The 24,213-nt window shown below is 68.4% G+C and carries 29 protein-coding genes; 21 read left to right on the top strand and 8 right to left on the bottom strand.

What is annotated here, in order from left to right:
* Positions 1 to 37: 37 nt before the first annotated feature.
* Entirely contained in the window at positions 38 to 520 is a 483-nt protein-coding gene (gene rraA / locus BQ8420_RS30510; protein ID WP_087103890.1) for a ribonuclease E activity regulator RraA, read from the bottom strand.
* A gap of 277 nt (positions 521 to 797) precedes the next feature.
* Here rraA and BQ8420_RS30515 point away from each other — a divergent pair, with 277 nt between their 5' ends.
* The 7 genes from BQ8420_RS30515 (at position 798) to BQ8420_RS30545 (ending at position 7,185) form a co-directional block, all read left to right on the top strand.
* On the top strand, positions 798 to 1,460 hold the full coding sequence (locus BQ8420_RS30515) for a phosphatase PAP2 family protein (protein ID WP_087103893.1): 663 nt from the start codon (positions 798 to 800) through the stop codon (positions 1,458 to 1,460).
* Positions 1,461 to 1,625: 165 nt separating this feature from the next.
* Entirely contained in the window at positions 1,626 to 3,017 is a 1,392-nt protein-coding gene (locus BQ8420_RS30520; RefSeq protein WP_087103895.1) for an ATP/GTP-binding protein, read from the top strand.
* The gene (locus tag BQ8420_RS30525) at positions 3,014 to 3,583 is read left to right on the top strand and encodes an RloB family protein (protein WP_087103897.1); all 570 of its coding nucleotides are present in this window, start codon (positions 3,014 to 3,016) and stop codon (positions 3,581 to 3,583) included. Before BQ8420_RS30520 ends, BQ8420_RS30525 begins: the two co-directional genes overlap by 4 nt.
* A gap of 52 nt (positions 3,584 to 3,635) precedes the next feature.
* Positions 3,636 to 4,931, top strand: coding sequence for a glutamate-1-semialdehyde 2,1-aminomutase (hemL, locus tag BQ8420_RS30530; RefSeq protein ID WP_087103899.1), 1,296 nt, complete (start codon positions 3,636 to 3,638; stop codon positions 4,929 to 4,931).
* A 31-nt stretch (positions 4,932 to 4,962) separates the two neighbouring features.
* On the top strand, positions 4,963 to 5,598 hold the full coding sequence (locus BQ8420_RS30535; protein WP_087103901.1) for a histidine phosphatase family protein: 636 nt from the start codon (positions 4,963 to 4,965) through the stop codon (positions 5,596 to 5,598).
* A gap of 293 nt (positions 5,599 to 5,891) precedes the next feature.
* Positions 5,892 to 5,990 (top strand): 30S ribosomal protein bS22, encoded by a 99-nt coding sequence (locus tag BQ8420_RS30540; protein WP_013155353.1) that lies wholly within the window; start codon positions 5,892 to 5,894, stop codon positions 5,988 to 5,990.
* Between the two features lie 235 nt (positions 5,991 to 6,225).
* Entirely contained in the window at positions 6,226 to 7,185 is a 960-nt protein-coding gene (locus BQ8420_RS30545) for an NAD-dependent epimerase/dehydratase family protein (protein ID WP_087103903.1), read from the top strand.
* A 48-nt stretch (positions 7,186 to 7,233) separates the two neighbouring features.
* Here the strand turns inward: BQ8420_RS30545 and BQ8420_RS30550 are convergent, their stop codons facing one another.
* Positions 7,234 to 7,719 (bottom strand): MarR family winged helix-turn-helix transcriptional regulator, encoded by a 486-nt coding sequence (locus tag BQ8420_RS30550; RefSeq protein ID WP_235006579.1) that lies wholly within the window; start codon positions 7,717 to 7,719, stop codon positions 7,234 to 7,236.
* Positions 7,720 to 7,841: 122 nt separating this feature from the next.
* Between BQ8420_RS30550 and BQ8420_RS30555 the strand changes: the two genes are divergently transcribed.
* The gene (locus BQ8420_RS30555; RefSeq protein ID WP_087103907.1) at positions 7,842 to 8,525 is read left to right on the top strand and encodes a hypothetical protein; all 684 of its coding nucleotides are present in this window, start codon (positions 7,842 to 7,844) and stop codon (positions 8,523 to 8,525) included.
* A 98-nt stretch (positions 8,526 to 8,623) separates the two neighbouring features.
* Here the strand turns inward: BQ8420_RS30555 and BQ8420_RS30560 are convergent, their stop codons facing one another.
* Complete coding sequence (locus tag BQ8420_RS30560) at positions 8,624 to 9,430, bottom strand: HAD family phosphatase (RefSeq protein ID WP_087103909.1); 807 nt, start codon at positions 9,428 to 9,430, stop codon at positions 8,624 to 8,626.
* Positions 9,431 to 9,676: 246 nt separating this feature from the next.
* On the opposite strand from BQ8420_RS30560, the gene BQ8420_RS30565 reads away from it, so the two are divergent.
* The 7 genes from BQ8420_RS30565 (at position 9,677) to BQ8420_RS30585 (ending at position 13,933) form a co-directional block, all read left to right on the top strand.
* The gene (locus BQ8420_RS30565) at positions 9,677 to 10,822 is read left to right on the top strand and encodes a putative quinol monooxygenase (protein ID WP_087104019.1); all 1,146 of its coding nucleotides are present in this window, start codon (positions 9,677 to 9,679) and stop codon (positions 10,820 to 10,822) included.
* Between the two features lie 322 nt (positions 10,823 to 11,144).
* Positions 11,145 to 11,843, top strand: a complete 699-nt coding sequence (locus BQ8420_RS30570) for a DUF2993 domain-containing protein (protein ID WP_087103911.1) — start codon at positions 11,145 to 11,147, stop codon at positions 11,841 to 11,843.
* Positions 11,843 to 12,166, top strand: a complete 324-nt coding sequence (locus tag BQ8420_RS30575; RefSeq protein ID WP_087103913.1) for a thioredoxin family protein — start codon at positions 11,843 to 11,845, stop codon at positions 12,164 to 12,166. The genes BQ8420_RS30570 and BQ8420_RS30575 overlap by 1 nt, the downstream gene beginning before the upstream one ends.
* A 165-nt stretch (positions 12,167 to 12,331) precedes the next feature.
* Entirely contained in the window at positions 12,332 to 12,418 is an 87-nt protein-coding gene (locus BQ8420_RS33250) for a putative leader peptide (protein ID WP_355267795.1), read from the top strand.
* A 77-nt stretch (positions 12,419 to 12,495) separates the two neighbouring features.
* Complete coding sequence (locus tag BQ8420_RS32115; protein ID WP_160049500.1) at positions 12,496 to 12,654, top strand: hypothetical protein; 159 nt, start codon at positions 12,496 to 12,498, stop codon at positions 12,652 to 12,654.
* A 131-nt stretch (positions 12,655 to 12,785) separates the two neighbouring features.
* Complete coding sequence (locus BQ8420_RS30580; RefSeq protein WP_087103915.1) at positions 12,786 to 13,631, top strand: sulfurtransferase; 846 nt, start codon at positions 12,786 to 12,788, stop codon at positions 13,629 to 13,631.
* Positions 13,628 to 13,933: a DUF1416 domain-containing protein gene (locus tag BQ8420_RS30585; RefSeq protein ID WP_087103918.1), complete on the top strand. Its 306-nt coding sequence runs from the start codon at positions 13,628 to 13,630 to the stop codon at positions 13,931 to 13,933. The genes BQ8420_RS30580 and BQ8420_RS30585 overlap by 4 nt, the downstream gene beginning before the upstream one ends.
* Positions 13,934 to 14,009: 76 nt before the next feature.
* On the opposite strand, the gene BQ8420_RS30590 is transcribed toward BQ8420_RS30585, so the two are convergent.
* Positions 14,010 to 14,480 (bottom strand): hypothetical protein, encoded by a 471-nt coding sequence (locus tag BQ8420_RS30590; RefSeq protein WP_087103920.1) that lies wholly within the window; start codon positions 14,478 to 14,480, stop codon positions 14,010 to 14,012.
* 479 nt (positions 14,481 to 14,959) lie between these two features.
* Here BQ8420_RS30590 and BQ8420_RS30595 point away from each other — a divergent pair, with 479 nt between their 5' ends.
* The 4 genes from BQ8420_RS30595 to BQ8420_RS30610 all read left to right on the top strand — a co-directional run bounded on the left by BQ8420_RS30595 (position 14,960) and on the right by BQ8420_RS30610 (position 20,078).
* Positions 14,960 to 17,143, top strand: a complete 2,184-nt coding sequence (locus BQ8420_RS30595) for a hypothetical protein (RefSeq protein WP_369825564.1) — start codon at positions 14,960 to 14,962, stop codon at positions 17,141 to 17,143.
* An 85-nt stretch (positions 17,144 to 17,228) separates the two neighbouring features.
* A complete protein-coding gene (locus BQ8420_RS30600) occupies positions 17,229 to 18,485 on the top strand; it encodes a MurT ligase domain-containing protein (protein WP_087103922.1) in 1,257 nt (418 codons plus the stop codon).
* 11 nt (positions 18,486 to 18,496) lie between these two features.
* Entirely contained in the window at positions 18,497 to 19,210 is a 714-nt protein-coding gene (locus BQ8420_RS30605) for a type 1 glutamine amidotransferase (protein WP_087103924.1), read from the top strand.
* A 343-nt stretch (positions 19,211 to 19,553) separates the two neighbouring features.
* Positions 19,554 to 20,078, top strand: a complete 525-nt coding sequence (locus tag BQ8420_RS30610; protein WP_235006580.1) for a DUF4352 domain-containing protein — start codon at positions 19,554 to 19,556, stop codon at positions 20,076 to 20,078.
* A 17-nt stretch (positions 20,079 to 20,095) separates the two neighbouring features.
* Here BQ8420_RS30610 and BQ8420_RS30615 read toward each other — a convergent pair whose 3' ends face one another.
* From BQ8420_RS30615 to BQ8420_RS30620, 3 genes are all read right to left on the bottom strand, one after another.
* Entirely contained in the window at positions 20,096 to 21,112 is a 1,017-nt protein-coding gene (locus BQ8420_RS30615; RefSeq protein WP_087103929.1) for a folate-binding protein YgfZ, read from the bottom strand.
* A 73-nt stretch (positions 21,113 to 21,185) separates the two neighbouring features.
* Positions 21,186 to 21,413, bottom strand: a complete 228-nt coding sequence (locus BQ8420_RS31745) for a hypothetical protein (protein ID WP_143847667.1) — start codon at positions 21,411 to 21,413, stop codon at positions 21,186 to 21,188.
* A gap of 33 nt (positions 21,414 to 21,446) precedes the next feature.
* Entirely contained in the window at positions 21,447 to 22,010 is a 564-nt protein-coding gene (locus BQ8420_RS30620; protein ID WP_087103930.1) for an FABP family protein, read from the bottom strand.
* A gap of 224 nt (positions 22,011 to 22,234) precedes the next feature.
* Between BQ8420_RS30620 and BQ8420_RS30625 the strand changes: the two genes are divergently transcribed.
* Together BQ8420_RS30625 and BQ8420_RS30630 are read left to right on the top strand one after the other, a co-directional pair.
* A complete protein-coding gene (locus BQ8420_RS30625) occupies positions 22,235 to 23,017 on the top strand; it encodes a GIDE domain-containing protein (protein ID WP_087103932.1) in 783 nt (260 codons plus the stop codon).
* Positions 23,018 to 23,022: 5 nt separating this feature from the next.
* On the top strand, positions 23,023 to 23,385 hold the full coding sequence (locus BQ8420_RS30630) for a DsrE family protein (RefSeq protein WP_087103934.1): 363 nt from the start codon (positions 23,023 to 23,025) through the stop codon (positions 23,383 to 23,385).
* 74 nt (positions 23,386 to 23,459) lie between these two features.
* Here BQ8420_RS30630 and BQ8420_RS30635 read toward each other — a convergent pair whose 3' ends face one another.
* Positions 23,460 to 24,206 (bottom strand): phosphoglyceromutase, encoded by a 747-nt coding sequence (locus tag BQ8420_RS30635; protein WP_087103936.1) that lies wholly within the window; start codon positions 24,204 to 24,206, stop codon positions 23,460 to 23,462.
* Positions 24,207 to 24,213 lie beyond the last annotated feature (7 nt).

The following is a 24,213-nucleotide window of genomic DNA, read 5'->3' on the forward strand; positions in this document are numbered from 1 at the left end:
GTCTTTATGGGCCCCCGTCGTTCATGTCTGATTCGTCTCAGATCTGTGTCTCGTTGACGACGATGCCGTCGTGGTCGCTGTAGAGCCACTCGCCGGGGACGAACGTGACGTCGCCGAAGGTCACCGGGACGTCCAGCCGCCCGGCCGCGTCCTTCAGGGACTTGCGCGGGTTGGAGCCCAGCGCCTTCACGCCCAACTCCAGCTTCCCGAGGGCGACGGTGTCGCGGACGACGCCGTTGATGACCACCCCGGCCCAGCCGTTGCGCACGGCGGACTCCGCGATCATGTCGCCCATCAGGGCGCTGCGCAGTGAGCCGTTCCCGTCGACGACCAGGACGGCGCCCTCGCCCGGGGAGTTGAGGACCTGCTTGACCAGACCGTTGTCCTCGTGGCAGCGCACGGTGCGGATCGGCCCGGAGAACACGTCGTGGCCGCCGTAGCGACGGAACTGCGTGGCGCAGCTGCGCAGCGTGTCGCCGTGGTCGTCGATCAGGTCCGCCGTGGTGAAGTTCGTGGCCATGACAGCTCCGGTGGGTGGGAGAGACGGATGGGCCCGTCCAAATTACTCATCGGTAGTGCCCGGTTCCTTCGGCGGGGCCGCGTGTCTCCTTCGGCGAAGGGCCTGAGCGTGCGCATTCGTCGGTTTTCCGCACAGGACGGCTCTGCGGACTTCCGGTTGATGACAGGATGAGGGCTTCCCGTCATTCGACCGTGGGAGTTCCGTCACCGGAACGTCGCCCAGCCTCCCCCTGCTGCACGAGCGACTCTTCTCCCCCGTACGACCCCAATGGAGAGAGATGGTCTCCGAGATCTTCGCCATCAGCGCTGCCTGGTCGCGATCCGTGATCGAGTTCGCCGCCGGACTCGACCCCTGGATGCAGTCCGCGGCCGAGATGGGCACCGACCTGTTCCTCGGTGTCTTCGCGCTCCTGTTCCTCATGGCCTGGTGGAAAGCCCGGTCCGTGGACTCGCGCCGGGTGGGCCTGGCGCTCTTCGCCCCGGTCGCGACCGTCATCGCCTACTGCGCCAGCGTGACGATCAAGTCGTTCTTCCAACAGCTTCGGCCCTGCCAGGCCATGACCGACCTCAGCGTCATCGCCACCTGTGACCCCATCGGCGATTGGTCGTTCCCCAGCAACCACGCCGCCATCGCCGGCGCCGCCGCGGCCGCGATCATCGTCGCCTGGCGTCGCTTCGCCGTCGCCGCCGTCCTGTTCGCCGTCCTGGAGGCCTTCTCCCGGGTCTTCGTCGGCGCCCACTACCCGCACGACGTCACGGTCGGCCTGCTGGTCGGCGCCATCGTCGCCACCCTGGTCTCCCTCCTGGCGGCCCGCCCGATGACCTTCGTCGTCGACAGGCTCGTCGAGACCGAAGCGCTGCGCCCCCTCCTACGCGCCAAGGCCCCGTCCCCCGGCCCCGAACACGAGGCCATCCAGTCGGACTCGCACGCCAAGTCGTAGCCCCCGACCCGTGTGCCCTGCCCCGTCCCCTCGGAGCAGGGCACACGTCTGTCCACACCCTGTGGACTCCGGTTCATGGCCATGGCCCTATGGCACACTCAGGGGTGCGTGGTTTATCCGCGAAATCTGCGGTGAGATCGCCCGTTATGAGGGGAGTGAAGCTCCATGTTGCTGAGTTTCCGCGTGGAGAACCACAAGTCCATCCTTGACGAACAACAGCTGCTTCTTACCCCTACTTACGAGGACGGGGTGCCGGAGAATGCCGACTGGGAGGCTGCCACCGTCGCGGGTATTTTCGGGGCCAACGCCTCGGGGAAGTCCAATCTGCTGCACGCTCTCGACTTCATGCGGGACACTGTCCGCTGGTCGATGAGCCGTTCAGAACCCGGAAGCGGTATCGCACGCGAGCCCTTCGCGCTCGACGCCGTATCGAGGGCCGAACCCTCCGCCTTCGTTGTCGATTTGATGCTCTCCGGGGTCCGTCACACCTACGGATTCGCCATCGACGACGAGCGCGTGGTCGAGGAGTGGTTGTACGCCTATCCGAGGCGTCGCAAACGAGTCCTGTTCGAGCGTGAGGGCGAGGAGTTCGTGTTCGGCGACAGTGCTCCGGCCAGACTCCGTCAGGTCAAGGACATCACCGGACCCAACGTGCTGTTCCTCACCGTTGCGGCACGAGCCGCCAATGAAGACGTGGAGCAGATCTACCAGTGGTTCTCTGAACATCTGGTCTTCGCTGAGGAACGGAGCTCCGGACCCCCTGGTTGGCTGAGGAACCAGCAAGTGTCCGAAGAACAGATGGCCGGTCTGGGTGAGTTGCTGCGGTCAGCAGGTACAGGGGTCCGTTCTGTTGAGTTGAAGGATGGCTCGGCTTCCTTCGTGGTCAGTGAGTCTGGACTCGGAGAACTGGTGAAATTTCTTGACATAGAGACCACGAGCGGCCATCCCGAGAGTGTGGTCATGTATTCCCCAACGGGATCAGGGAAGACCCATGCTTGGCTGGCGACCACCGAGCGGCTGAGAAGGAACAAGCGATCCACGTCATCGGAACTCTGCTTCCATCATGGCGAGGGAGATTCCGCACGACCTCTTTCCTGGGATGAAGAATCCAAGGGAACTCGGACTCTCACCGCACTCGGCTACGAGGCTCAGCGCGTCCTCGAAACCGGCGGTGTCCTCGTGGTGGACGAGATCGACGCGAGTCTGCACCCGTACCTATCGGCACGAGTGATCTCCCTCTTCCAGGACGAGGAGCAGAACCCCCACGGTGCACAGCTGATCTTCACCAGCCACGACGCGACACTGCTCGGCCGGATCCGTGGTGAGGAGGTTCTCAGGCGTGACCACATCTGGTTCGTCGAGAAGGACGCCCAAGGCCGGACCACTCTCTACCCGCTGAGTGACTTCAAACCCCGAGGCGACGACAACCGGGCCCGTCGTTACCTCACCGGTCGTTATGGAGCCGTTCCCGATGTCGATGACGAACTCTTCCTGATGGCCCTCCACCGTAGGGCGCAAAAGGAGGAGAGCTTCGAAGCCGAGGTCGATCGCGAGTGAGTAAACGTGCCAAGCGAGAGCGGGAGAGCGCTCTCGAACGCCGTGGCTCGCGTCGTGAGGAACGGAGTGTCTACCTCGTTGTCTGTGAGGGAGAGACGGAGAAGCGCTACTTCGACTCCATGCGCGGGCACCCTGGTGTCCGGGTCCACACCATGCACGTCCGTCAGGCCAAGCACCCTCAGAAGGAGCGAGTGCTCCGCGCCGCCAGGGAGGCCGAACGTGACGACTACACCGAGGTCTGGGCGGTATTCGACACCGACGGCACCGATGTCACCGTCCTCTGCGACCAAGCGCGACGCGACGGTATCCGGACCGCACCCTCCACTCCCACATTTGAGACCTGGCTCCTCCTTCACGTCACCGATCAGCGCGCCGTGCTCATGACCGGGGCCAAAGCCGAGAAAGCACTCAAATCTCTGCTTCCCGGCTGGGGTAAGGGGCGCACCAGGTTCGACGATTTCGCACCCGGAATCCAGGATGCCCTGGAACGCGCCGAGCGTCTGCCCGCAGGCTCGGATCCCAGCACCGACGTCCATCGACTCGTACGGGCTCTCCTGCGGGAGTGAGTGCGGGGTGGGTCACGGTCACGCTGGAGGGGACAGCTGACACACTGGTGAGGTGGGTACTCAACAGACTTCCGCAGAGCTCTTCCAGCGGGCGACCGCCGTCGTCCCCGGCGGTGTGAACTCGCCCGTCCGCGCTTTCGGCGCCGTCGGCGGCACCCCGCCGTTCTTCGTCAAGGGCGAGGGCCCCTACCTCACGGACTCCGACGGTCGCCGATACGTCGACCTCGTCTGCTCCTGGGGGCCGCTCATCCTCGGCCACGCCGCCCCCTCCGTGGTGGAGGCCCTTCACGGACAGGTGTCGGCCGGCACCTCCTACGGTGCCCCGACACCCGGCGAGGTCGAGCTCGCCGAGCTCATCGTCGAACGCACCACCGTCGAGAAGGTCCGCCTGGTCAACTCCGGGACCGAGGCGACCATGTCCGCGATCCGCCTCGCCCGCGGTTTCACCGGACGCGGCAAGGTCGTCAAGTTCGCCGGTAACTACCACGGCCACGTCGACGCCCTCCTGGCCGCCGCCGGTTCCGGTCTGGCCACCTTCTCGCTCCCCGACTCCCCGGGTGTCACCGGCGCCAGCGCCGCGGACACCATCGTGTTGCCCTACAACGACGTCGAAGCCGTCGAACGCGCCTTCGCCGAGCACGGCGACGAGATCGCCTGCGTGATCGCCGAGGCCTGCCCGGCGAACATGGGCGTGGTCCCGCCCCGGGACGGGTTCAACGCCCGTCTCAAGGAGATCGCGCACGCCAACGGCGCCCTGCTGATCCTCGACGAGGTCCTCACCGGCTTCCGGGCCAGCGCCTCCGGTTGGTACGGCCTGGAGGAGGTCGCCGGCGACCTGGTGACGTTCGGCAAGGTCATGGGCGGTGGACTGCCCGCCGCGGCCTTCGGTGGACGCGCCGACATCATGGACCGGCTGGCCCCGAACGGTCCCGTCTACCAGGCGGGCACTCTGTCCGGGAACCCGCTGGCCACCGCGGCCGGCCTCGCCACCCTGCGCGGCGCGACCCCGGCGGTCTACGAACACATCAACCGGGTCTCTGCCCAGGTCCGGTCGGAGGTCTCCAAGGCGCTCGGCGCCGCCGGGGTCACCCACCGGGTCCAGAACGGCGGCAACCTGTTCACGGTCTTCTTCACCGACCAGGACGTCAGCGACTTCGACACCGCTCGGGCCACCGACACCAAGGTGTTCGCGGCGTTCTTCCACGCCATGCTCGAACAGGGCGTGTACCTGCCTCCGGCCGCGTTCGAGGCATGGTTCTTCTCGGCCGCGCACGACGAGGCCGCCATCGACCAGGTGGTCTCCGCTCTGCCGAAGGCCGCTCAAGCCGCAGCCAAGGCCCAGAGCTAGCCCCCGGTCCCCGGACAGAAAGACACCCACGATGACCACGACCACCGTCGTCCACCTGCTTCGCCACGGTGAGGTGTACAACCCCGACAAGGTCCTCTACGGACGCTTGCCCGACTACCACCTGAGCGACCGGGGGCAGCGGATGGCGGAGGTCGCCGCCGATTGGTTCGAGGGGCATGACATCGCGGCCCTGTACTCCTCGCCGCTGGATCGCACCCAGGAGACCGCGATCCCGTTGCAGAAGGCGTTCGACCTGCCGGTGACCTTGGACGATCGGCTCATCGAGGCGGCCAACAAGTTCGAGGGGATGTCGCTCTCCGCGGCCTCGGCCCGTGACCCACAGGTGCTGAAGCGGCTCTACAACCCGTTCCAGCCGTCCTGGGGCGAGCCTTACCGACAGGTCGTCGATCGGATGGTCGACGTGATCAAGGCCGTCCGTCGGTCCGCCTGGGGGCGTGAGGCGGTGTGCGTCAGCCACCAGCTGCCGATCTGGATGGCCCGTCGGGCGTCGGAGGGCAAGCGACTGTGGCATCGACCGGACCGGCGTGAGTGCAATCTCGCCAGCGTGACGTCGCTGACCTTCGCCGACCAGCGCCTGGCCAGCGTCAGCTACGCGGAACCGGCGGCCGGGCTCTACGTGGACGGACCATCCGTTCCCGGTGCCTGACCGGTCGTTCGGGGAGTGGTAATCCCGACGGGGCGGTCGATACCGGCCGCCCCGGGCCCGCTTGTCGTACGGGTTGTGTCCGTTGAACACGCCCGACCGGTAAGCTGGGGCCACGGGTGCGGTAGATCTGCGTGCTCAGCGCCGCCCTCCCCGGGGCTCGCCCCGGTCGTACCGGCCGCACACGCAAGCGCGTGTGGGCCAACGCGAGCCCGGTAACCGCATCCGAGCCGCCAGGTGTTCGTCACCAGTGGCTCGGCATGTCCGTACTCACTCGTCAGCGAGAAGGTGATCCCATGGGTTCCGTCATCAAGAAGCGTCGTAAGCGGATGGCGAAGAAGAAGCACCGCAAGCTGCTCAAGCGCACGCGTGTGGCGCGTCGCAACAAGAAGTAGGACCTCTCAGTAGGATCTTCCAGCGGCGAACGTCTCTCCGCGGGCTTGGGCGTGCCCCAGGGTTCGCCCCGGACGCGGAGACACTTTCCCCCTTTGCGTGGCATTGGCCACGGCAATGGAATTTTCTGGGTGAAGCACTGTTGTGCTTCACGGGTCGCGGTCGCCGCTCACCCTTGGCGGGTGAACGGTCCGCGGGCCTCTCGCACCACCGTCTCCTTCCAAGGAACGTGTCGCTATGGCTCGTGTCGTACTCGTCACCGGGGTCTCCAGCCCCCTCGCCGCCAGGGTCGCTCAGGCCCTGAGTGAGAAGCCCGGTATTCGCCGGGTGATCGGAGCGGACTCCGCACCACCTCCGGGCGGTCTGCCGGGGATCGAGTATCGGCACGTCGACCTGCACGACGGCAGCCTGGACCGGATCGTCACCGACTCGGGCGCCGACCTGGTCCTGCACCTGGGCCTGGACACGGTGAAGGGCGCGAATCGCGAGGACGACCTCCTCGGCACCATGCGGGTCCTGGGCGCGGCCCAGCGTTCCGATTCCGTCCGCCGCCTCGTGGTGCGCTCCAGCGCCACGTTGGAGGCCGACGACGCGGCCGTGGTCGAGCGGGACACCCGTTCCCTTCAACGCCGGCGTCCGGACCTGTCCGTGGCCGTGTTGAAGTTCGCGAACCTCATCGGCCCCTCCGTCGACACCCCCCTCACCCGCTACATGGACTACCGGGTCGTGCCCACCGTCATGGGCCGAGACCCGCGCGTGCAGTTCCTGCACGAGGACGACGGCGTCGAAGCGCTCACGCTCATGGCACTGAGCGGCCAGACCGGTTTCTTCGACGTTTCGGGGGCGGACACCGTCCCCCTCTCACACTGCCTGCGCCGGATCGGCGGCCAGCGTGTCCCCGTGCCGGCCCGCGGCCTGAAGGTGCTGCGCGGTATGGCCAAGCACGGCAGGATCGGCTACGCGAGCGCCAGCGCCGCCCGCACCGTCAACACCGGCCTGCACGCGGCCCGTCTGGACCCGACCTCGCTGTGCACGGCCCTGGACTGGTCGCCCGCCTACAGCTCCATCGAGGCCTTCGAGTCGTACGCGCACAGCCGCGGCGGCGTCGGCCGTGATGGCGCCCCCCGAGGCGGTCGCGGCGCCGGACTGCGTCCGGTGCACGTCATCGCCCTGGCCCGAGCGACCCTGGGCCGCTGACCCCGAACCCCGCCGTTCGTTCTCGCCCCCGGTGGCGACCGGGGATCCTCATCGATCCCTCAGCTCTTCCGCCCATGCCCGCAGACCCGCCGCGAAGCCCGCGCGGTCGCGTTCGGTCAGCCGTTCCATCGCGCGCCGCAAGGGCGCCGCACGCGCCGCGACCAGTGCCTCCACCGACGGTCGGTAGTCCGTGGCCAGGCTCAGCAGGGTGCGTCGACGGTTGTCCGGATCCTCCTCGGCCACGACCAACCCCGCCCTCCTGAGGTCTCCCGCCAGTTCGCTGGCGGTCGGCATGGAGACGGCCATGCGTTCGGCCAGGTCGCCGACGGCGATGGAGCGGACCACCGCCAGTTGTGCGAGGACACCGCCATGGCGCGCGGTCAGCCCGTGTTCGGCGAAGACCGCGGCGACGTCCTCGGGCATGTCCGTGCGGATACGTCGGAAGTAGACCTCCAGCCGCGGTATCACCCCGAGCTCCGCCACCAGTTTCGGATCGGGGTGTTCGGAGGGTTCTGAAGCGCGGTCCTGTGCCATGCTCACGATCATAAAGATTTGGATGCCCGAACTGTTTGTGAATACGAAGTGATGCTTCTAGTCTGGGAGCCAGACCACGATGTCCGCCGGCGTCCCGCGCGGCGCCGAGTGAGGAGCGAGTCATGGCAGCCACCAGGCCCGGGCGCCCCGACCCGGTGTTCGACCCACCGCACCCGTACGGCTACGTGTACGTCGGTGTGAGCGTGTCCCCGCCGGGACGCGGGCCCATCGTGCGAAGCGACCGGGAGCGGAAGGAAGTCCTGGCGGAGATCGGCGCGCTTCTCCCCGAGGTCGAGGCCCGGCCCGAGGTCGTCGCCACGGTCCTCTACGAGGCCGTGTTCATGCCACCGCTGTCGGGCGCTCCCCGGTACGACGTCGTCGTCCTCATCACGACCGTCTCGCCCACGGCCGCCGACGACCTCATGGCCTCGCGGGCCTACCGGGCGCTGGGCGGGGAGCTCGTGATGGTCGCCCGCAACGCCCGTCGGATCGGTGAGACCGCGGACGGTCCCGGGGACACCTTCCTGCTCAACCACTTCACCGCGCCCGATGCCGATCGTGCCGTCGTGGTCTGGGAGGACCTGGCCCACTGGTACGTCACCGCGATCGGGGTGGACAACAGCACCCTCTTGCGGCCACGCGCGGACGACGCGACCTTCGCCATGGTGAACCAGGTGCGGTTGCCGGGAGGGGCGGTGCGTTTCCTGCTCGCGCAGTTCGTTCGGCCGAGTTTCTTCCGGCGGGTGCGCGGTGGGCTGCGATCGGCGGGGATGAGGGCCCTGCCCGTGTTCTACCGGCGCGCCTGAACGCGCGTCGGCCGGCCGGATTCGGGTTCCGGGGGAGAGCCCGGGTCCAAGGGCGAGCGTCGCTCTGTGCGCCGCTCAGCGCTTCTCGGGGGAGTTCCTCAGCGTGCGGTGAAGGACCTACGGTGCCGGAGCGCTCGTACCGCCATCGCGCCGGCCACCGCGCCCGCGACCGCCGCCGGGACCGCCACCTTGAGGGCTCTGCGGTGTCTGCGGAAGTCGTGGACCGGCCACTGGTGCGTCCGGGCGTACCGGCGCAGGTCTCCATCCGGGTTGACCGCGTGGGGATCCCCCACCAACGACAACAGCGGCAGGTCGTTCGAGGAGTCGCTGTAGGCCGAACAGCTCGTCAGGTCCCACCCCTCCTTGTGGGCCAGCTCCCGAACCGCCACGGCCTTGGCCGGCCCGTGCAGCAGGTCGCCGTTGAGCCGCCCGGTGTAGACCCCGTCGATGCTCTCGGCCTCGGTGCCCAGTGCCCCGGTCAGTCCCAGTCGGCGTCGGATGATCTCCGCCAGCTCCACCGGGGTCGCGGTGACCAACCAGACCGGACGCCCGGCGTCCAGGTGGCCCTGGACGAGTCGTTGGGCGCCCTCCCAGATGCGATCGGCCATGGTGTCGTCGTAGATCTCCTCGCAGAGGGTGACCAGGTCCTGCACGTCGTGCCCGGCGACGAACGCCAGAGCGGCCTCGCGTGCGGCGTTGATGTGCTCCGGCTGTTCGCTGCCGGTCACCCTGAACACCGTCTGCCCCCACGCGAACCGCGCCAGATCGCGGGTGGTGAACAGGTCGCGGGAGGCGAGCCCGCGAGCGAAGTGGTAGATCGACGCGCCGCGCATCAGGGTGTTGTCCACGTCGAAGAAGGCGGCGCCGGGACCGATCGGGTTCGGGAACGTCGCGTCCGATGGCACGGTTCTCTCCTGGATCAGGTGGGGGAGGTCGCCCTCCGGCAGCCGGGGTGAGGCCCCGCGTACTGTGAGCCTAGAGCCACTCGGCGTCCCTGTGGGGTCGCTGCACCGCCATGCGAATCCTGGTGATGAAGCTCACAGTGTAAAAGGTGGTTCTGGCCCTCACTCTGCGAGATCTCTCCCCAGGGCATCCCTTCAAAAGTGCACGTTGTGCACATCCACCCGCCGGCGTGCATCATCATTGTCGAGATGGTCACGGTAGGACTGACATTCATAAGCGCGTTGGTGGGCTGGAGCGCCACCGCCGCGCTGACCGCCTATGCCCAACGCCGCCCCGGGATCGCCGCGATCGCATGGTTGATCGCCGCGCTGGGTATCACGGTCGGACTCAGTGCCGCGGTGATCGGGGTGCTGTTCGACTTCGGCGGGCCCACCTTCAGGCTCTTCCACCTGGGTGTCAGCCTCATCGGCCCCGTCTACATGGCGTGGGGGGCCTTCGAGTACGCGGTCCGCGCGCCGAACGCCCGTTTCACCTCACGCCTGTTCCTCAGCGTCTTCACCATCGTCCCCCTGGCGGTGCTGTCCATCGACCGCATCAGCGGTCGTCTCGGCTCCTCTTTCCCACCGCTGGCCGAACACTACGACCTGATCCCACGCGCGCTCGTGAACGGTGCGCAGGTCTTCGCCGTCGTCCTCCTCGTCACCGCGCTGGTCGTTGTCGCGCGGCGCGGCCTCCACGGCCCCGGGAGGACCGATCTGGTCGTCCTCGGGCTGCTCGTCCTGGCCACGCTCCTTTCCGCGATCGTCGGCCGCACGGGTCTGGAAGCCGTGGGTCCGCTGCTGATGCTCGGAGCCGTCTCCTCCCTCTGGGGCGCCGCGGCGTTGGCGGCCAAGCCCCGCCGCGACGTCTACGACGATGACGACTACTACGACGACGAGTACGACGACGTGGACGACGAATTCGACGAACCGCAGGAGGAGCCCGTGCGCCGGAAGCGCCGCAACGCCGACCCCTACGACGACCTCTACGGAGGGGCCCCGGCCGCCGCATCGCCCAGCAGCAAACTGCGCGGTGTCATCACGATCTACACGCTCGCCGAGGGGCAGGGCGATGGCTTCGACCGGCTCGCCAACGCCGTCGTCGGCGAGGTCTCCGCCCGCGAACCCGACACCATGCTGTTCGCCTCGCACACGGTGCCCAGCGCGCCGTTGCAGCGCATCGTCTACGCGATCTACCGGGACGAGCTCGCGCAGGAGGAACACGAGCAGCAGCCGCACATGCTGGAGTTCGCCCGCCGCCTACCCGCGCACGTGGTCGCCACCAACGTGATCGAGCTCTCCCTCTCCGACGCGGCCGCCAACGAGGGCCTCGCCGCCATGTTGATGCCTCGCTGACCGACCCGCGTGAACCCTCGGCGTAACAGCGGTTTCGTCGCCGGCGCCCTTCGCCGAAACGGTCAGGGGCGCCCCGCTCGACACTCCCCGGACGCGTCCCGAACGTGCCCGTCGCCGCCCGCTGGACCTCTCGACCGCATATCGATGCCTCAGGACCGCAACCAACCCGGGTCCCCCTGCGTCATATGCGGGGTGAAGTACCCTTCCCTACAGGTTTTTCATGACCGGTGCCCTTCGGGTGCCGATGGCGTGTGACCACGACCGGCCGGACGACCCAGCCGAGAGGCGCGCCGGATCGAAAGAAAGTGTGCTGGGGTTTCCGATGCGTAAGTTCCTTGTCGTCTTCCTGATCCTTCTCGCGGCGCTCGTGGTGGTAGCCGACATCGGGGCGCGATCCTTCGCGCAGAACACCCTCTCCGAACGTCTGGCCGAGCAGATGGAGATGTCCGAGGAGCCGGACGTGGCCATCGAGGGCTGGGCGTTCCTGCCGCAGGTGCTGAGCGGTGACTACACCGAGGTCAACATCAACGCCGACAGCGCCACGATGAGCGATGTGACGGTCGAGCAGGTCGAGGCCACCGCCTCGAACGTCGAGGCGCCGCTGAGCGACCTCATGGACCAGCCCACCGTGGTCGCCGGCCAGGTCGACGGCTCCTTCGTGGTGCCCTACTCCTACTTCAATCCGTATCTGCCCGAGGGCATGACCATCAGCACCGAGGGCGACGTGCCCCGCATCAGTGGCGAGCTCGCCCTGCCGGAGCTGGGTCTGAGCACTTCGGTCTCCAGTGCCGGCGAGTTCACGGTCGACGGCGACGTCCTCTCCGTCACCCCCGAGAACATCGAGGTCGGCGACCTGCCGATCGACGTCGACGACCAGGTCGCCGGCATGCTCACCTTCAGCGCGCAGGTTCCCGAGCTTCCGCTCGGTCTGACCGTCACCGACGTGGAGGCCACCTCCAGCGGTCTGCTGATCACCGGTAACGGCTCGGACGTTCCGCTGATGGGCTCCGAGGTCGCCTGATGGCCTCCGCGGTGAAGTCGCTCAGCGCCGAGGAGATCGGCGCCGAGTTGGGCACGAGGGCCACCCTCGTGCAGATCTCCAGTGCCTTCTGCCAGCCCTGCCGCGCCACCCGCCGCATCCTGGCGGACGTGGCGACCTTGGTGGAGGGCGTCGCCGACATCGAGGTCGACGCCGAGTCGCACCTGGACCTGGTGCGTCGGCTGGAGGTGCGGGGAACGCCCACCGTCTTCGTCCTGGACGCCTCCGGCCGGATCGTGCGGCGGGCCCAGGGGCAGCCCCGCAAGGCTGACGTGATCGCCGCGCTCGGACAGGTCATCTCTTAGCGCCGAGCCCGAGTGGTTCTCTTCCATGAATGCTCTCCGAGACGCCGTTCTCATATTCCGGAACACCCTGAAAGCCCGTCCGGCCCGACGGAGCGGGCAATACGGCTTCCCTTGTGATCCAGGCCACCAGTGACAATCAGTGGTGCTGCCTGTAGCGTCTAAGACGTGACTTCCTTGACGAGCGCGTATCTGACGAAGCGACGGGCAGTTGATTTCTGCCGCGTCGCCGCCGCGCTCTGTCCATGTCCCTAGGGCGGACGGGCCCTCGGCCCTCCCCACTTCGTGCGATCGGCTTCCTCGGATCTCCACGCACACAGGGATGAAGTTTCATGCGAGTCGAGTTCGACGGGCGTCCGTACGCCCCCGGCACAGAGCGCCACATCGACGACCGCACCCTCGTGAGCTCGGAGCGGCAGGCCGCGACCACGTTCGCCCCCATTCCGCGTAGTGCCCTTCCCGCCTTCCACCCGGCCCCTCGCCGGGCGTAGCGGGATACCCAGAACACGTCCCCCCGCCAGGGGGAAGGCCACGACGACACCCCGGCTTCCGGCAGCAGGGCCCGGAAGCACGACGCATCCGACTCACACGCGACATCGCACAGAAACACAGGAGGTTCCCCATGAGCCGCTCCGACGTCCTCGTGGACGCCGACTGGGTGGAGGCTCACCTGGACGACGCCGACGTCGTTCTCGTCGAGGTGGACGAGGACACGTCCGCCTACGACAAGGGCCACATCCGAGGCGCTGTCAAGATCGACTGGAAGACGGACCTCCAGGACCCGGTCCGCCACGACTTCGTGGACAAGACCGGCTTCGAGAACCTGCTGTCCGCCAAGGGCATCGGCAACGACGACCAGGTCATCCTGTACGGCGGTAACAACAACTGGTTCGCCGCCTACGCGTACTGGTACTTCAAGCTCTACGGCCACGAGAACATCCGCCTGTTGGACGGTGGCCGCAAGAAGTGGGAGCTCGACTCCCGCGAGCTGGTCAAGGACGTCCCCGAGCGGGCCACCACCCAGTACGAGGCCAAGGAGCAGGACACCTCGATCCGCGCCTTCCGTGACGAGGTCGTCGAGGCCATCGGCACCAAGGCACTGGTCGACGTCCGCTCGCCCGACGAGTTCACCGGCAAGCTGCTCGCCCCGGCACACCTCCCGCAGGAGGCGGCCCAGATCGGTGGGCACATCCCCACCGCGCGCAACATCCCGTGGGCCAAGACGGCCAACGAGGACGGCACCTTCAAGACCGCCGAGGAACTGCGCGAGCTCTACACCGAGGCCGGTGTGGACCTGGACAAGGACATCATCGCCTACTGCCGTATCGGCGAGCGCTCCTCGCACAGCTGGTTCGCGCTCCGCGAGATCGTCGGCATCCCGAACGTCAAGAACTACGACGGTTCCTGGAGCGAGTACGGCTCCCTGGTCGGCGTTCCCGTCGAGGTGGGGGAGGCCGAGGCCAAGTGAGCGACAGCTGCGGAGCCCCTGAGGGCGGTGTCGCCCTGGCCGACGTCGACGCGGGAAGCCAGGCGGTCATCCAGGGCACGGTGACACGTGACGGGCAGCCGCTGCGCGGGGCCTACGCCCGTCTGTTGAACGAGTCCGACGACTTCGTCGGAGAGGTGGCCACCGGTGACGAGGGAACCTTCCGGTTCTTCGCCACCGATGGCGCTTGGAAGGTGCGGGTGTTGGCCTCGAAGGGCTTCACCGGCGAGTTCCCCGTCCAAGCGGAGGTCGGCAAGGTCGTGGACGTCCAGGTCCAGGCCTGACCGACGATCGAACCACCGGTGCGCCGGTGCCGACGGAGCGATCCGTCCGGCACCGGCGCTTCGTCGTTTCCGGGGCTCAACGCTCCCGAGGGTGTGGCGGCTCCGCATCCGGCTCCTGGTGCCAACTGGCGAGATCCTGGTTGGTCGCCAGCGCCAGCCTCGCCCGGTCGAGCATCGCCTGACGGTAGAAGGGGAAGCAGACGGCGAAGGAGAACGCGGAGATCCCGAGCCACAGGAAGACGGAGAACCCATCCTGAATCATCGACCTGGCGAGCAGGATCAGGGAGTTGCCGAGGAGGAACAGGATCACGCCCGAGAAGTACCAAGGGTTCTCCCACCGGTGATTCAGTTCGGTGGCCACCCTGACGGTCAGATGAGCCGTCTCGGGGTCGGGCGCTGGTGTGCCATGGCGCAGGTACGGACGAACCCTGCGCCGTTCCGCGCCGATCGGTGTCTTGTGGGCGAGGGCGCGTTCGCTCCAGTCGGCGCGTCCCCTTCGGCGATTCCAGACATGGCCTCGTGTCATGCAGACCAGGGCGGCGACCATGAGCAGAAGTGAGAACAGGGACAGCGTGAGCGTAGGACCGGAGATGGGGGACTCCCGGGCATCAGAGGGGCGTGTGACCTACACGGTGATTATGTCGGTTTCGTCGGCCGCACGGTCGAAAGCACACCTTCGGCGCCCGGCCGGCGCTTCGTCGTTTTCGAGGATCACACCGATCGGGCGCGAGATCGCCACCGCCGCCGCTGCGGGCACTCTGGAGGGCGGAGCGACGCGCGGGTTGTCCACAGCCGAGGGATCGGTACTGGAAAGCGGGGGGCGGCCCTGCTTCACTGATGATCACGGCCACACCGCTCTAGGTCAGTGCGCGCTCCGTGTTCGACCGTAGGGCGTGGCCGGCCGTGGCAAGCACGAGGGTGTCGGTGCGCCGGTGCCCGAGCTTCGACCGCCCTGTGGCCGAAGCCCCCCATATGAACGATTCCCCGGCGGTCCCTCTCTACCGCCGGTGAGGAGGTGTTCCGACGGTGCCCAAAGCACGGTCGTCGGCGAACGTGACCCGAGGCGAGGCGGGACGCACCTATCTCGGATGGCGGCACAGGATCCTCCTGCCACCACCCGGCCCCGCTCCACGCCGCCCCGCGCCCTCGGACGCGCAGACGGTCTCCGAGGAGTGGATCGCCGGTCAGCGCGACAGCGAGGCGCAGACCAACCGTCCGCTCTACTTCGCGCTGGCCGGGCTCGTCCTGTTGGCCTTCCTCTGCCTGGCGCTGTGGCTGATGCGCGTGCTCCCCGGCAGCCTGGCCCTGGCCGGCGTGTTCGCCTGCGCGGCCATCGCGGCCCCGGTCGCCTTCGCTCTGATGCAGAGCCGCCAGGTCATCGCCGAACGCCTGGAGCGGGCGGAGGAACGGCTGTCGGCCGAACGCGCCGAGCGGGAACGGATCCTGCGTGAACAACAACGCGAACACGCCACCCGGTACACCGAGTGGCAAGCGGCCTCCCGCGCCTATGAGGCCCAACCACGCTGGTACGGCATGACCGTGCCGGCCGGCACCTCCGCGGTGGTCGTGGTCGGCGGGGCCGACACCGGGTGGTCCGCACTGCTCACCACCGTCGGCGTCTCCCGGCTTCGGGAAGGCGGCGACCTCACAGTCGTCGACCTCACCGGGCGCGGGGTCGCCCATGAACTCGTCCGGCTCGCCCGTCGCTGCGCCGTGGAGCCACGCAGATGGGTGCTCCCCGCCGACCTGCCGCGGATGACCCTGGGAACCAACCTGGACGCCGGTCAGCGCGCCCGCGTCCTCTCCGCCGTGGCCGCCGCCACGGGACGGGCCGAGGACGTCGACGCCGACGAGACGCTGCTACTGCGCCTGTTGGAGGTGCTCGGACAGGACGTGGACATCGCCCGCCTCATCGGGGGGCTGCGCGCCCTGCTGACCCCGGCCGACGACGAGGCCCAGGACGACCCGGCCCTGGCCCTGCTCACCTCGGGCGAACGAACGAGAGTGCGGGAACGCTGCGCGGACGACCCCGAGATCCGTGAACGGGCCTGGGTCCTGGAACAGCGGCTCAGCCCGTTCGAGGCGGTCGGCACCCGCGCCGACGACGCCGCCTATGCCCAGGTCAAGATCATCTCCACCGACCGGGCGTCCGGGGTGCCGGCCGCCCGAGTGTACGGCACCTACGCGGTGGCGGCGCTCAGCGAGCTCCTGGAGACACGAGAGCCGGGTCCGGCCATCCCCGGCGGCAGAGCCCCTCGGGTACGCCCCGACCGGATCCGCACCGTGGTGGTCTGCGGCGCGGACATCCTCCCGGAGGAAGAGGTGGAGCAGGTCCTGACCGCGGCCGAGGACGGCGGTGTCGAGGTGATCCTGATGTTCCGCGAGGCGGTGCCCGCCGCGCTCCGCCACCTGTCCGACCCGGCCTGCCTACCAGTGGTGATGCGACAGCCCGACCGGGACGCGAGGGTCGCACGGGTGGTCGCCGAAGTGGGCGGTGGCTCCGTGGACGACCGGCGGGACCTGGAGATCCATCCACTCACCGAGGTGATCGGTGCGGCCGTCGGCGACTCCGTCACCGAACCCGACTGCGACGACGAGAGCGGGCCCGACGGGGAACTCCTCTTCCCGTCCCCGCACACCGAGTCCGGAGCGCTCATTCGCAACGCGGCGGCCGCGATCTCCCCACTGGACCTGGTCAGACATGTGAGATCCGACACGGCCTGGGGGCGGGCCACCGCGCAGGCGGCGGCGATCGACACCCCCATGGCGACGACGAAGGAAGAGGAGACCACGGCGCGGATCGGCGGCCTGGACGCGGAGTCGCTCCGGGAACTGCCACCCACCGCAGCCCTCGTCCTGACCTCAGGCGGCCCGGTCCTGACCGACACCAACCCGGGTATCCTCACCCTGTCCACAGCCACCCTCGCCACCGCCGAGGACCATCGGAACCCCGGTGCCGGTAGGGGCGTCGGCCAGGCCAGGATTCCCGAGGAACCGGGCCCGAAGACCGAAGTGACTCGGCGCCCCTCGGGCCGCGGATCGCGGACCGAACCGCCGGGTGACAGCGCGCGGATCGACGGACCGGAAGACGCGCTCGGGACCGGGGACACACCGGAGACAATCGAACCGATGACCGACGACAGGCCCGATCCGACCAGGGTCCCGCCCAATCTCGGGCCGCCACCCGAGCGGTTGGACTGGCGAGTCTGAACACAGGTGGACAATAGTCTTGGCCGACACATCGCCCGCGGCCGGAGCGTGTGCACGCGGGTGATCCAGCGATCGTGGAGATTTGATGAGCGAGCTTCCCTTGCGCGCCCAATTGGCCTCTGTACTGGGCAGGAGTGCGGCGAGCCTGTCCAGGGCCACCGGACGCGGAGACGGCTCCGTCATCGGCGGACGCGTCGCCCTCAAGGTCGAACCCGACCTGCTGACCAAGCTCGCCCGGGGCCGCCGCTTGGCCCTGGTCAGTGCCACCAACGGCAAGACCACCACGACCCGTCTCATCTCGCAGGCCTTGCGCGAGTTCGGCGACGTGGCCACCAACGAACACGGCGCGAACATGCCCACCGGGCACATCACCGCGCTGGCCGCCAACAAGTCCGCGGTCAACGGTGTGCTGGAGGTGGACGAGAAGTACCTCCCGCAGGTCATCAAGGCCACCAACCCCACCTTCGTCGTGTTGATGAACCTCAGCCGGGACCAGATGGACCGTGCCTCGGAGATCAACCTCCTCGCGAAGAAGTGGCGCACCACCCTGGCGGAGACCAACACCCACGTGATCGCCAACGCCGACGACCCGCTCGTGGCCTGGGCGGGCCTGGGCTCGGCGAACGCCACCTGGGTGTCGGCCGGTCAGCGCTGGAAGGAGGACTCCTGGTGCTGCCCCGAGTGCGGTGCTCACCTCAAGCGTGAGGTCGACCCGCACTGGGAGTGCCCCGAGTGCGGCCTGGCCCGGCCCCGGACCGCCTGGGCCGTGGATAACGACTCCGACAGCATCGTCACCCCCGAGGGGCAGCAGATCAAGCTCCGCCTCAACCTGCCGGGTGACGCCAACCGCTCCAACGCCGTGATCGCCGCGGCCACCGCCGCCGCCTACGGCATCCACCCCGAACGCACCGTCGAACGCCTGCGCGACATCACCTCGGTGGCCGGCCGTTACACCTCCGTGGTCACCATGGGGGTGGAGGTCCGTCTTCTGCTCGCCAAGAACCCGGCGGGGTGGCTGGAGTCCTTCGCCGTCCTCGACCCGCCGCGTGTTCCCGTCATCCTGGCGGTCAACGCCCAGGTCTCCGACGGTAAGGACACCTCCTGGCTGTGGGACGTGGACTACAGGGTCCTGCGCGACCGGCGGGTCTTCGTCATGGGTGAGCGCCGTACCGACCTCGCCCTGAGACTGGAGACCGACGAGGTCCCCTTCGAGGTCGCCGGGCGTGTCGACGAGGTGCTGGCCAAGCTCAAGGCCGATCGCCCCGACATCACCAAGGTCGACGTCATCGCCAACTACACCGCCTTCCAGCAGATCCGCACGGCGTACGGCCGCGTCCAGTAGGAGACCCACCCATGTCGAACACCAGCAGCGCCCTGCGGATCGTGTGGATCTACCCCGACCTGCTCAGTACCTACGGGGACCAGGGCAACGTCCTCATCCTCAAGCGCCGTGCCGAGTTGCGCGGTATCCCCACCGAGGTCGTGGAGGTCAACTCCAGTGACTCCGTGCCCGAACAGGGTGACGTCTACCTGCTCGGTGGTGGCGAGGACCGGCCACAGATCCTGGCCGCCGAACGACTTCGCGCCGACGGGGGTCTCGCCCGGGCCGCCGCACGCGGTGCCTGTGTCTTCGCGGTCTGTGCCGGTTACCAGATCGTCGGTGAGAGCTACGCCGGCACCGATGGCAGCCCGCTCCCCGGGGTGGGGATCATCGATATCCGCAGCGGCCGCGGTCAGAGCCGCGCCGTGGGCGAGATCGTCGCCGACGTCGATCCCGCCTTGGGCGTGGGTCGGATCACCGGTTTCGAGAACCATCAGGGCCGGACGGCCATCGGTCCGCAGGCCCGTCCGCTGTCCACCACGGTGAAGGGCATCGGCAACGATGACCAGACCGAGGGTGCCTACCAGGGACAGGTACTCGGCACCTACCTGCACGGGCCGGCGCTGCCGCGCAACCCGCAGCTGGCCGACCTGCTGCTGCGTTGGCGTGTGGGGCAGCTGAACCCGCTGCCCCCGGCCTGGGGCGAGCGTCTGCACGACGAACGTCTGGCCGCCGCGCTGCGCTAGTGCCGCGTCAGCCGAGGTTCACCCCGTCGCGACGTTCAGCACGGCACCTCGCCGCGTTGGCGAAAAACCCACATAGGAACCACTATGAGGGCTTCCCGCTGCCTTGCGATGCACCATCCTGAACGCCGCTCCTTAACGGGCAAACCCCGACTGACGCGGCACTGGACACTCGACCGGCCCGGTGGGAGAGGATCCCATCGGGCCGGCGAAGGTCGAATTTCGGGCGAGGGTCGGCAAACGGGGCACAATTCCGGAATGGCGCACTTGTGTTGTACGTCACATAAGTATGAGTGCCAGAGATCCGCTCCCGGCTTCCGCCGACCGTTTCGGACGGTCCGCCCGTGTGCTCGCGATCCCCGCCGCCGCGCTCGTGGCGGCCGGTGCGTGCACGGCGGCCGTGGTCACCCTGGGCGGGCCGCCGGCCCCCGATGTTCGGTCGGCGCTCGGGGAACCGGTCTCGGCCGCCTCCGAATCCGTGCCGCTGTCGTCCTTCAACGGATCCTCGACGTCGGTCGGAACGTTCCGTGTGGTGGTCGAGGTCGCCTACACCGACGCCACCGTCACCGACGGGATGGGCACGCACGCCACCGCCCCGTCGGGCATGACTTATTACATCTACCGGCTCAACGTCACCAACGAGGGTTCCTCACCGGTGATCTTCGACAGCAACGGGACCCGGGGCCACACCACGGACGGGGAGACCTACGCCAACGACGTCGAGGCCGAGGTGACCGTGGCCTGGGACTACTTCTGGGACGAGATCAACCCCGGCGTCACGGTCACCACTCACCTGATGTTCCTGGCGCCCGAGGGCACCGAGTTCGACCACGTCCTGGTCTCCGGGCAGAGCGACCTACGGCCCTCCTGAACCCCCACCGCGGTCGACTATCGCGGTCGACGACGCAGGTCGATCTGGGCGTTGGCCCCGGTGTCCGGGTCCACGATGACCTCCTGGCCCGCGGCGATGCCGTCCACGGTCAGATCGGCGTCGGTCGGCGCCGTCCTCTTGACCAGTCCCAGTGCGATCGGCCCCAACTCGTGGTGGCGGGCGGAGCTCCCCACGCGGCCGATCCGGCGCCCCTCCAATTCGATGTCGGCACCCACCTTGGGCAACCGCTCCCTGGTGCCGTCCAGGTGCAGCAGCACCAGGCGGCGCGGGGGGCGACCGAGGTTGTGCACCCGGGCCACCGTCTCCTGCCCCGGGTAGCACCCCTTCTCCAGGTGCACGGCGGAGCCGATCCAGTCCATCTCGTGCGGGATGGCACGGTCGTCGGAGTCCAGCCCGGCCCGGGCCCGGTGCGAGGCGATCCTGTGCGCCTCGAAGGCCCACATACCGGCCGGGCGGGTCCCCGCCTCGGTCAGTTTCTTCGCGGTCGTCACGAGGTCCTCAGCGGGCACGAACAGGTCGATCTCGTCCTTGGTGGTCCGGGTGACCGGACCCTCCACCGCGGCCAGGGCCTTGTCCCGGTCCGGGCCGAGCAGCGTCAGGACCGAGAGCGATTCGGAGAGGTCCGCCACCTCGACCCGCAGCATGAACACCATCGAGTCCAGGAAGCGAGCCGTCTCGGCGGCGTCACCCGGTTCGGTGTGGATCCACGTGGACTCACCGTCGTCCACCATCGACAGATGGTGCTTCAGCCGGCCGCGCGCGTCCATGATCAGTGCCTCGGTGCCCGCACCCGGGACCAGGTCCCGGGTGAGCTGGCTGGTGAGGTCGTTGAGCCAGCCGAGACGGTCGGGTCCGCTCACCCGCACCACACCCCGGTTGCTCCGGTCGACCCAGGCGCTGGAACGTTCGATCGCGCGACCCTCGTGGGAGGGGTCGCCATAGTGCGCGGCGACGTCGGTGTCGGGGGTCTCGGCGCTCACGGCACCGGGTGTGGTCAGCAACGGCGAAGTCATACCGCCGAGGGTATCCGCCCCGTCCAAAGGATCGCAGAGGCGTCGTTGACCTGGGGATACAGATCACAGAAAATCACTTGCCGGCGCCCGCCCACGAGACGTAGTTTGGCGGCACGCAGGAAAGGAGGTGGTCCAGAAGATGATTGACCCTAGGACCGGCGAGGTGGCCGTCCGCTAGGACGACGCCGAGCATTCGCTCGACGTACGTCGTAGGCGAATCCCAGACGGACACCCGAACCCCGGGCTGTCGGACCTTGTCCGATCCGACCCTCTCGTAGGAGACGGCCCGGGGTTCGTCCATGTCCGGACCCCGAAGTCCGGACCCCGAACGGGCCTACTTGCCGTCGTTCGGCTTGATCTCGGCCACCCGCTTGAGCTGGGCGGACATGTACGACTGGAGTCCCAGATCGCGGGCCGCCAGGTCCCACGCGTAACCCAGGTTCCCGCTTCCGTCGTTGAACAGCCCGTACAGGCGGTGCGACCCCTGCACCTCCAGGCCGGTGATGGTGCGCACGATCCCGGCGCTTCGCATCTCCACCCGGTTGGCGAACACGTTGCCCTGGTAGGACTCCAGATAGCCCTCGTTGTGGGCGACCATCACTTCGAGGTGGACGATGTTGTTCTCGTCGTCCTCCGCGTACTGAGCGGTGTCCTCCTTCGAGAGGGCACGCCAGTACCCCGACTCCTCGGTGACCAGTTCGCCGGTGGTGCCGTCCGAGTTCATCCGCCAGGCCTTGGCACTGTAGGCCAGATAGGGCAGGCCCGCGCGCGGGACGAACTCGACCTCCTGGCCGAACTGGAACTTCTCCTCTTCCGTGTAACCGGCGACACCGACGCCTTCCCAACGTCCGAACAGGAAGGACAGTTTCGCCAGATCAGGGTGTACCGCAGCGTCCATAACCCCCGAGAGTAGCGCGCGACGAGGACGCCGGTGACCGCACGCGCGTAGGCACCCGCCATCGCCACCCTCGGGCCGTACACCGGACATGCCCAATTGGCCCCGCTTTCCCGGAGAACTGGTAAAGATGGTTGACGGACACGGTGCGACCTCGGGGCTCGGACGCACACCGTTGTCCCGACCTCCGACACGATTTCCAAACACGATTTCCAAAGGGGCTGCCTGTGTTACTGGTGATCGGTTCGGCGCTGCTCGCCATCGCGGTGGTCCTCCTGCCACTGGCCGTCATCGCTGTGCGCCGCTGGCGGCGTCAGCGTGGCCTGGCACTGCTCCTCCCCGCCGCGGTCGCCGATCACGAAGGCAGGCGCGTGACCCTGACCGGTGTGGCCGCGCCGGGGCCCGCCGGCGCCATCGAGTCCGGGCTGGCCGGTGTCGAGTGCGTCTGGCACGGTCACGAGGTCCTGCGCCACTACCGATCGTTGGCCCGAGGCCAGGCCACCGGGCAGGTCGGCGAACGCACTTGTGACTCCATCGCCGACTACGGCTCGGACGAACTGTTCGGTCTGGTGGGTGAGGGACGCCCGGGGGACGCGCAGCGCGTCTTCGTCGACCCCGGAGGCACCGAGCCCCAGGAAGCCGAACTCTGCCTCAAACGCAAGGTCGGTCGCCCCCAGCCCGGGGTGGCCGCCGCCGCGGACGACCTCCTGCCCCGGGTACGGGGACGCATCTCCGGTGTCTTCCGGGGCGAGACCATCGAGTTCGAGTACCGCGAGTGGATCATTCGCCAGGGCGCCCAGGTGCGCGTCACCGGCCGTGTCCACACCCGTGACGGCCAGGTGGTGCTGGCCGGTTCGGACGAGGACCCTCTCACCGTCGAACACGGTGTGGTCGAGCGCGCCACGCGGGTCTCCCCGCGTCGCACCGAGGCTCTGGGGCTGACCGCCGCGTGCGTGCTCTGCGCCCTCGCGGGAACGGCGCTCACGCTGGTCGCCTTCTCGGTAGGCTGACGGGCATGTCTCGTTCTTTGGTGATCAAGGTCACGGCCGGTGCGGATGCTCCAGAGCGGTGCAACCAGGCGTTCACGGTCGCGACCGCCGCGGTGACCGCCGGCGTGGAAGTCTCCCTCTGGCTGACCGGGGAGTCCGCGTGGTTCGCGGTCCCGGGGCGTGCCGAGACCTTCGAGCTCGCGCACGCCGCCCCGTTGCGGGACCTGCTGGCCGCGGTCCTGGCCGCCGGCCGGGTGACGGTGTGCACCCAGTGCGCGGCCCGGCGCGACCTCACCCAGGACGACCTGATCGACGGTGTGCGCATCGCGGGGGCGCCGACCTTCGTCGAGGAGACCCTCCAAGACGGGGCCCAAGCCCTGGTGTACTGACGGTCCCGGCCTCGCGAACACGAACGTGCCCGCACCACCGACGGTGGTACGGGCACGGATGGTGTCGTGGGGCGTTACTTCTTGCCCTGGTTGGCGACGGCCTCGATGGCGGCCTTGGCGGCGTCCGGGTCGAGGTAGGTGCCACCCGGGTTCGTGGGCTTGAGGTCCCCGTCCAGCTCGTAGACGAGCGGGATGCCGGTGGGGATGTTCAGCCCCGCGATGTCGGCGTCGCTGACCCCGTCCAGGTGCTTGACCAGGGCACGCAGCGAGTTGCCGTGTGCGGCCACCAGGACGGTCTTGCCGGCGGCCAGCTCCGGGACGATGTTGTCGTACCAGTACGGCAGGGCGCGGTCGAGCACGTCCTTGAGGCACTCGGTGCGCGGCAGCAGCTCCGGCGGCAGGAGCTCGTAGCGGGCGTCACCGGCCTGCGAGTAGGGGTCGTCGTCGGCGATGGTCGGCGGAGGGGTGTCGTAGGAACGGCGCCAGATCATGAACTGCTCTTCGCCGTATTCGTCACGGGTCTGAGCCTTGTCCTTGCCCTGGAGGGCGCCGTAGTGGCGCTCGTTGAGGCGCCAGGAGCGCTCGACCGGCAGCCATTGCAGGTCGGCGGTCTCCAGCGCGAGGTTCGCGGTACGGATGGCGCGCTTGAGCAGCGAAGTGTGCAGGACGTCCGGGATCACCCCGGCGGACTTGAGCAGCTCGCCCCCACGGCGGGCCTCGTCCTCGCCTTGTGCGGACAGGTCCACGTCCACCCAACCGGTGAACAGGCCCTTCGCGTTCCAGACACTCTCACCGTGTCGCAGCAATACCAGAGTTCCCATGGGGACA

It is taken from the genome of Nocardiopsis sp. JB363 (assembly GCF_900143625.1).
In the GTDB taxonomy this organism is placed as follows: Bacteria; Actinomycetota; Actinomycetes; order Streptosporangiales; family Streptosporangiaceae; genus Nocardiopsis.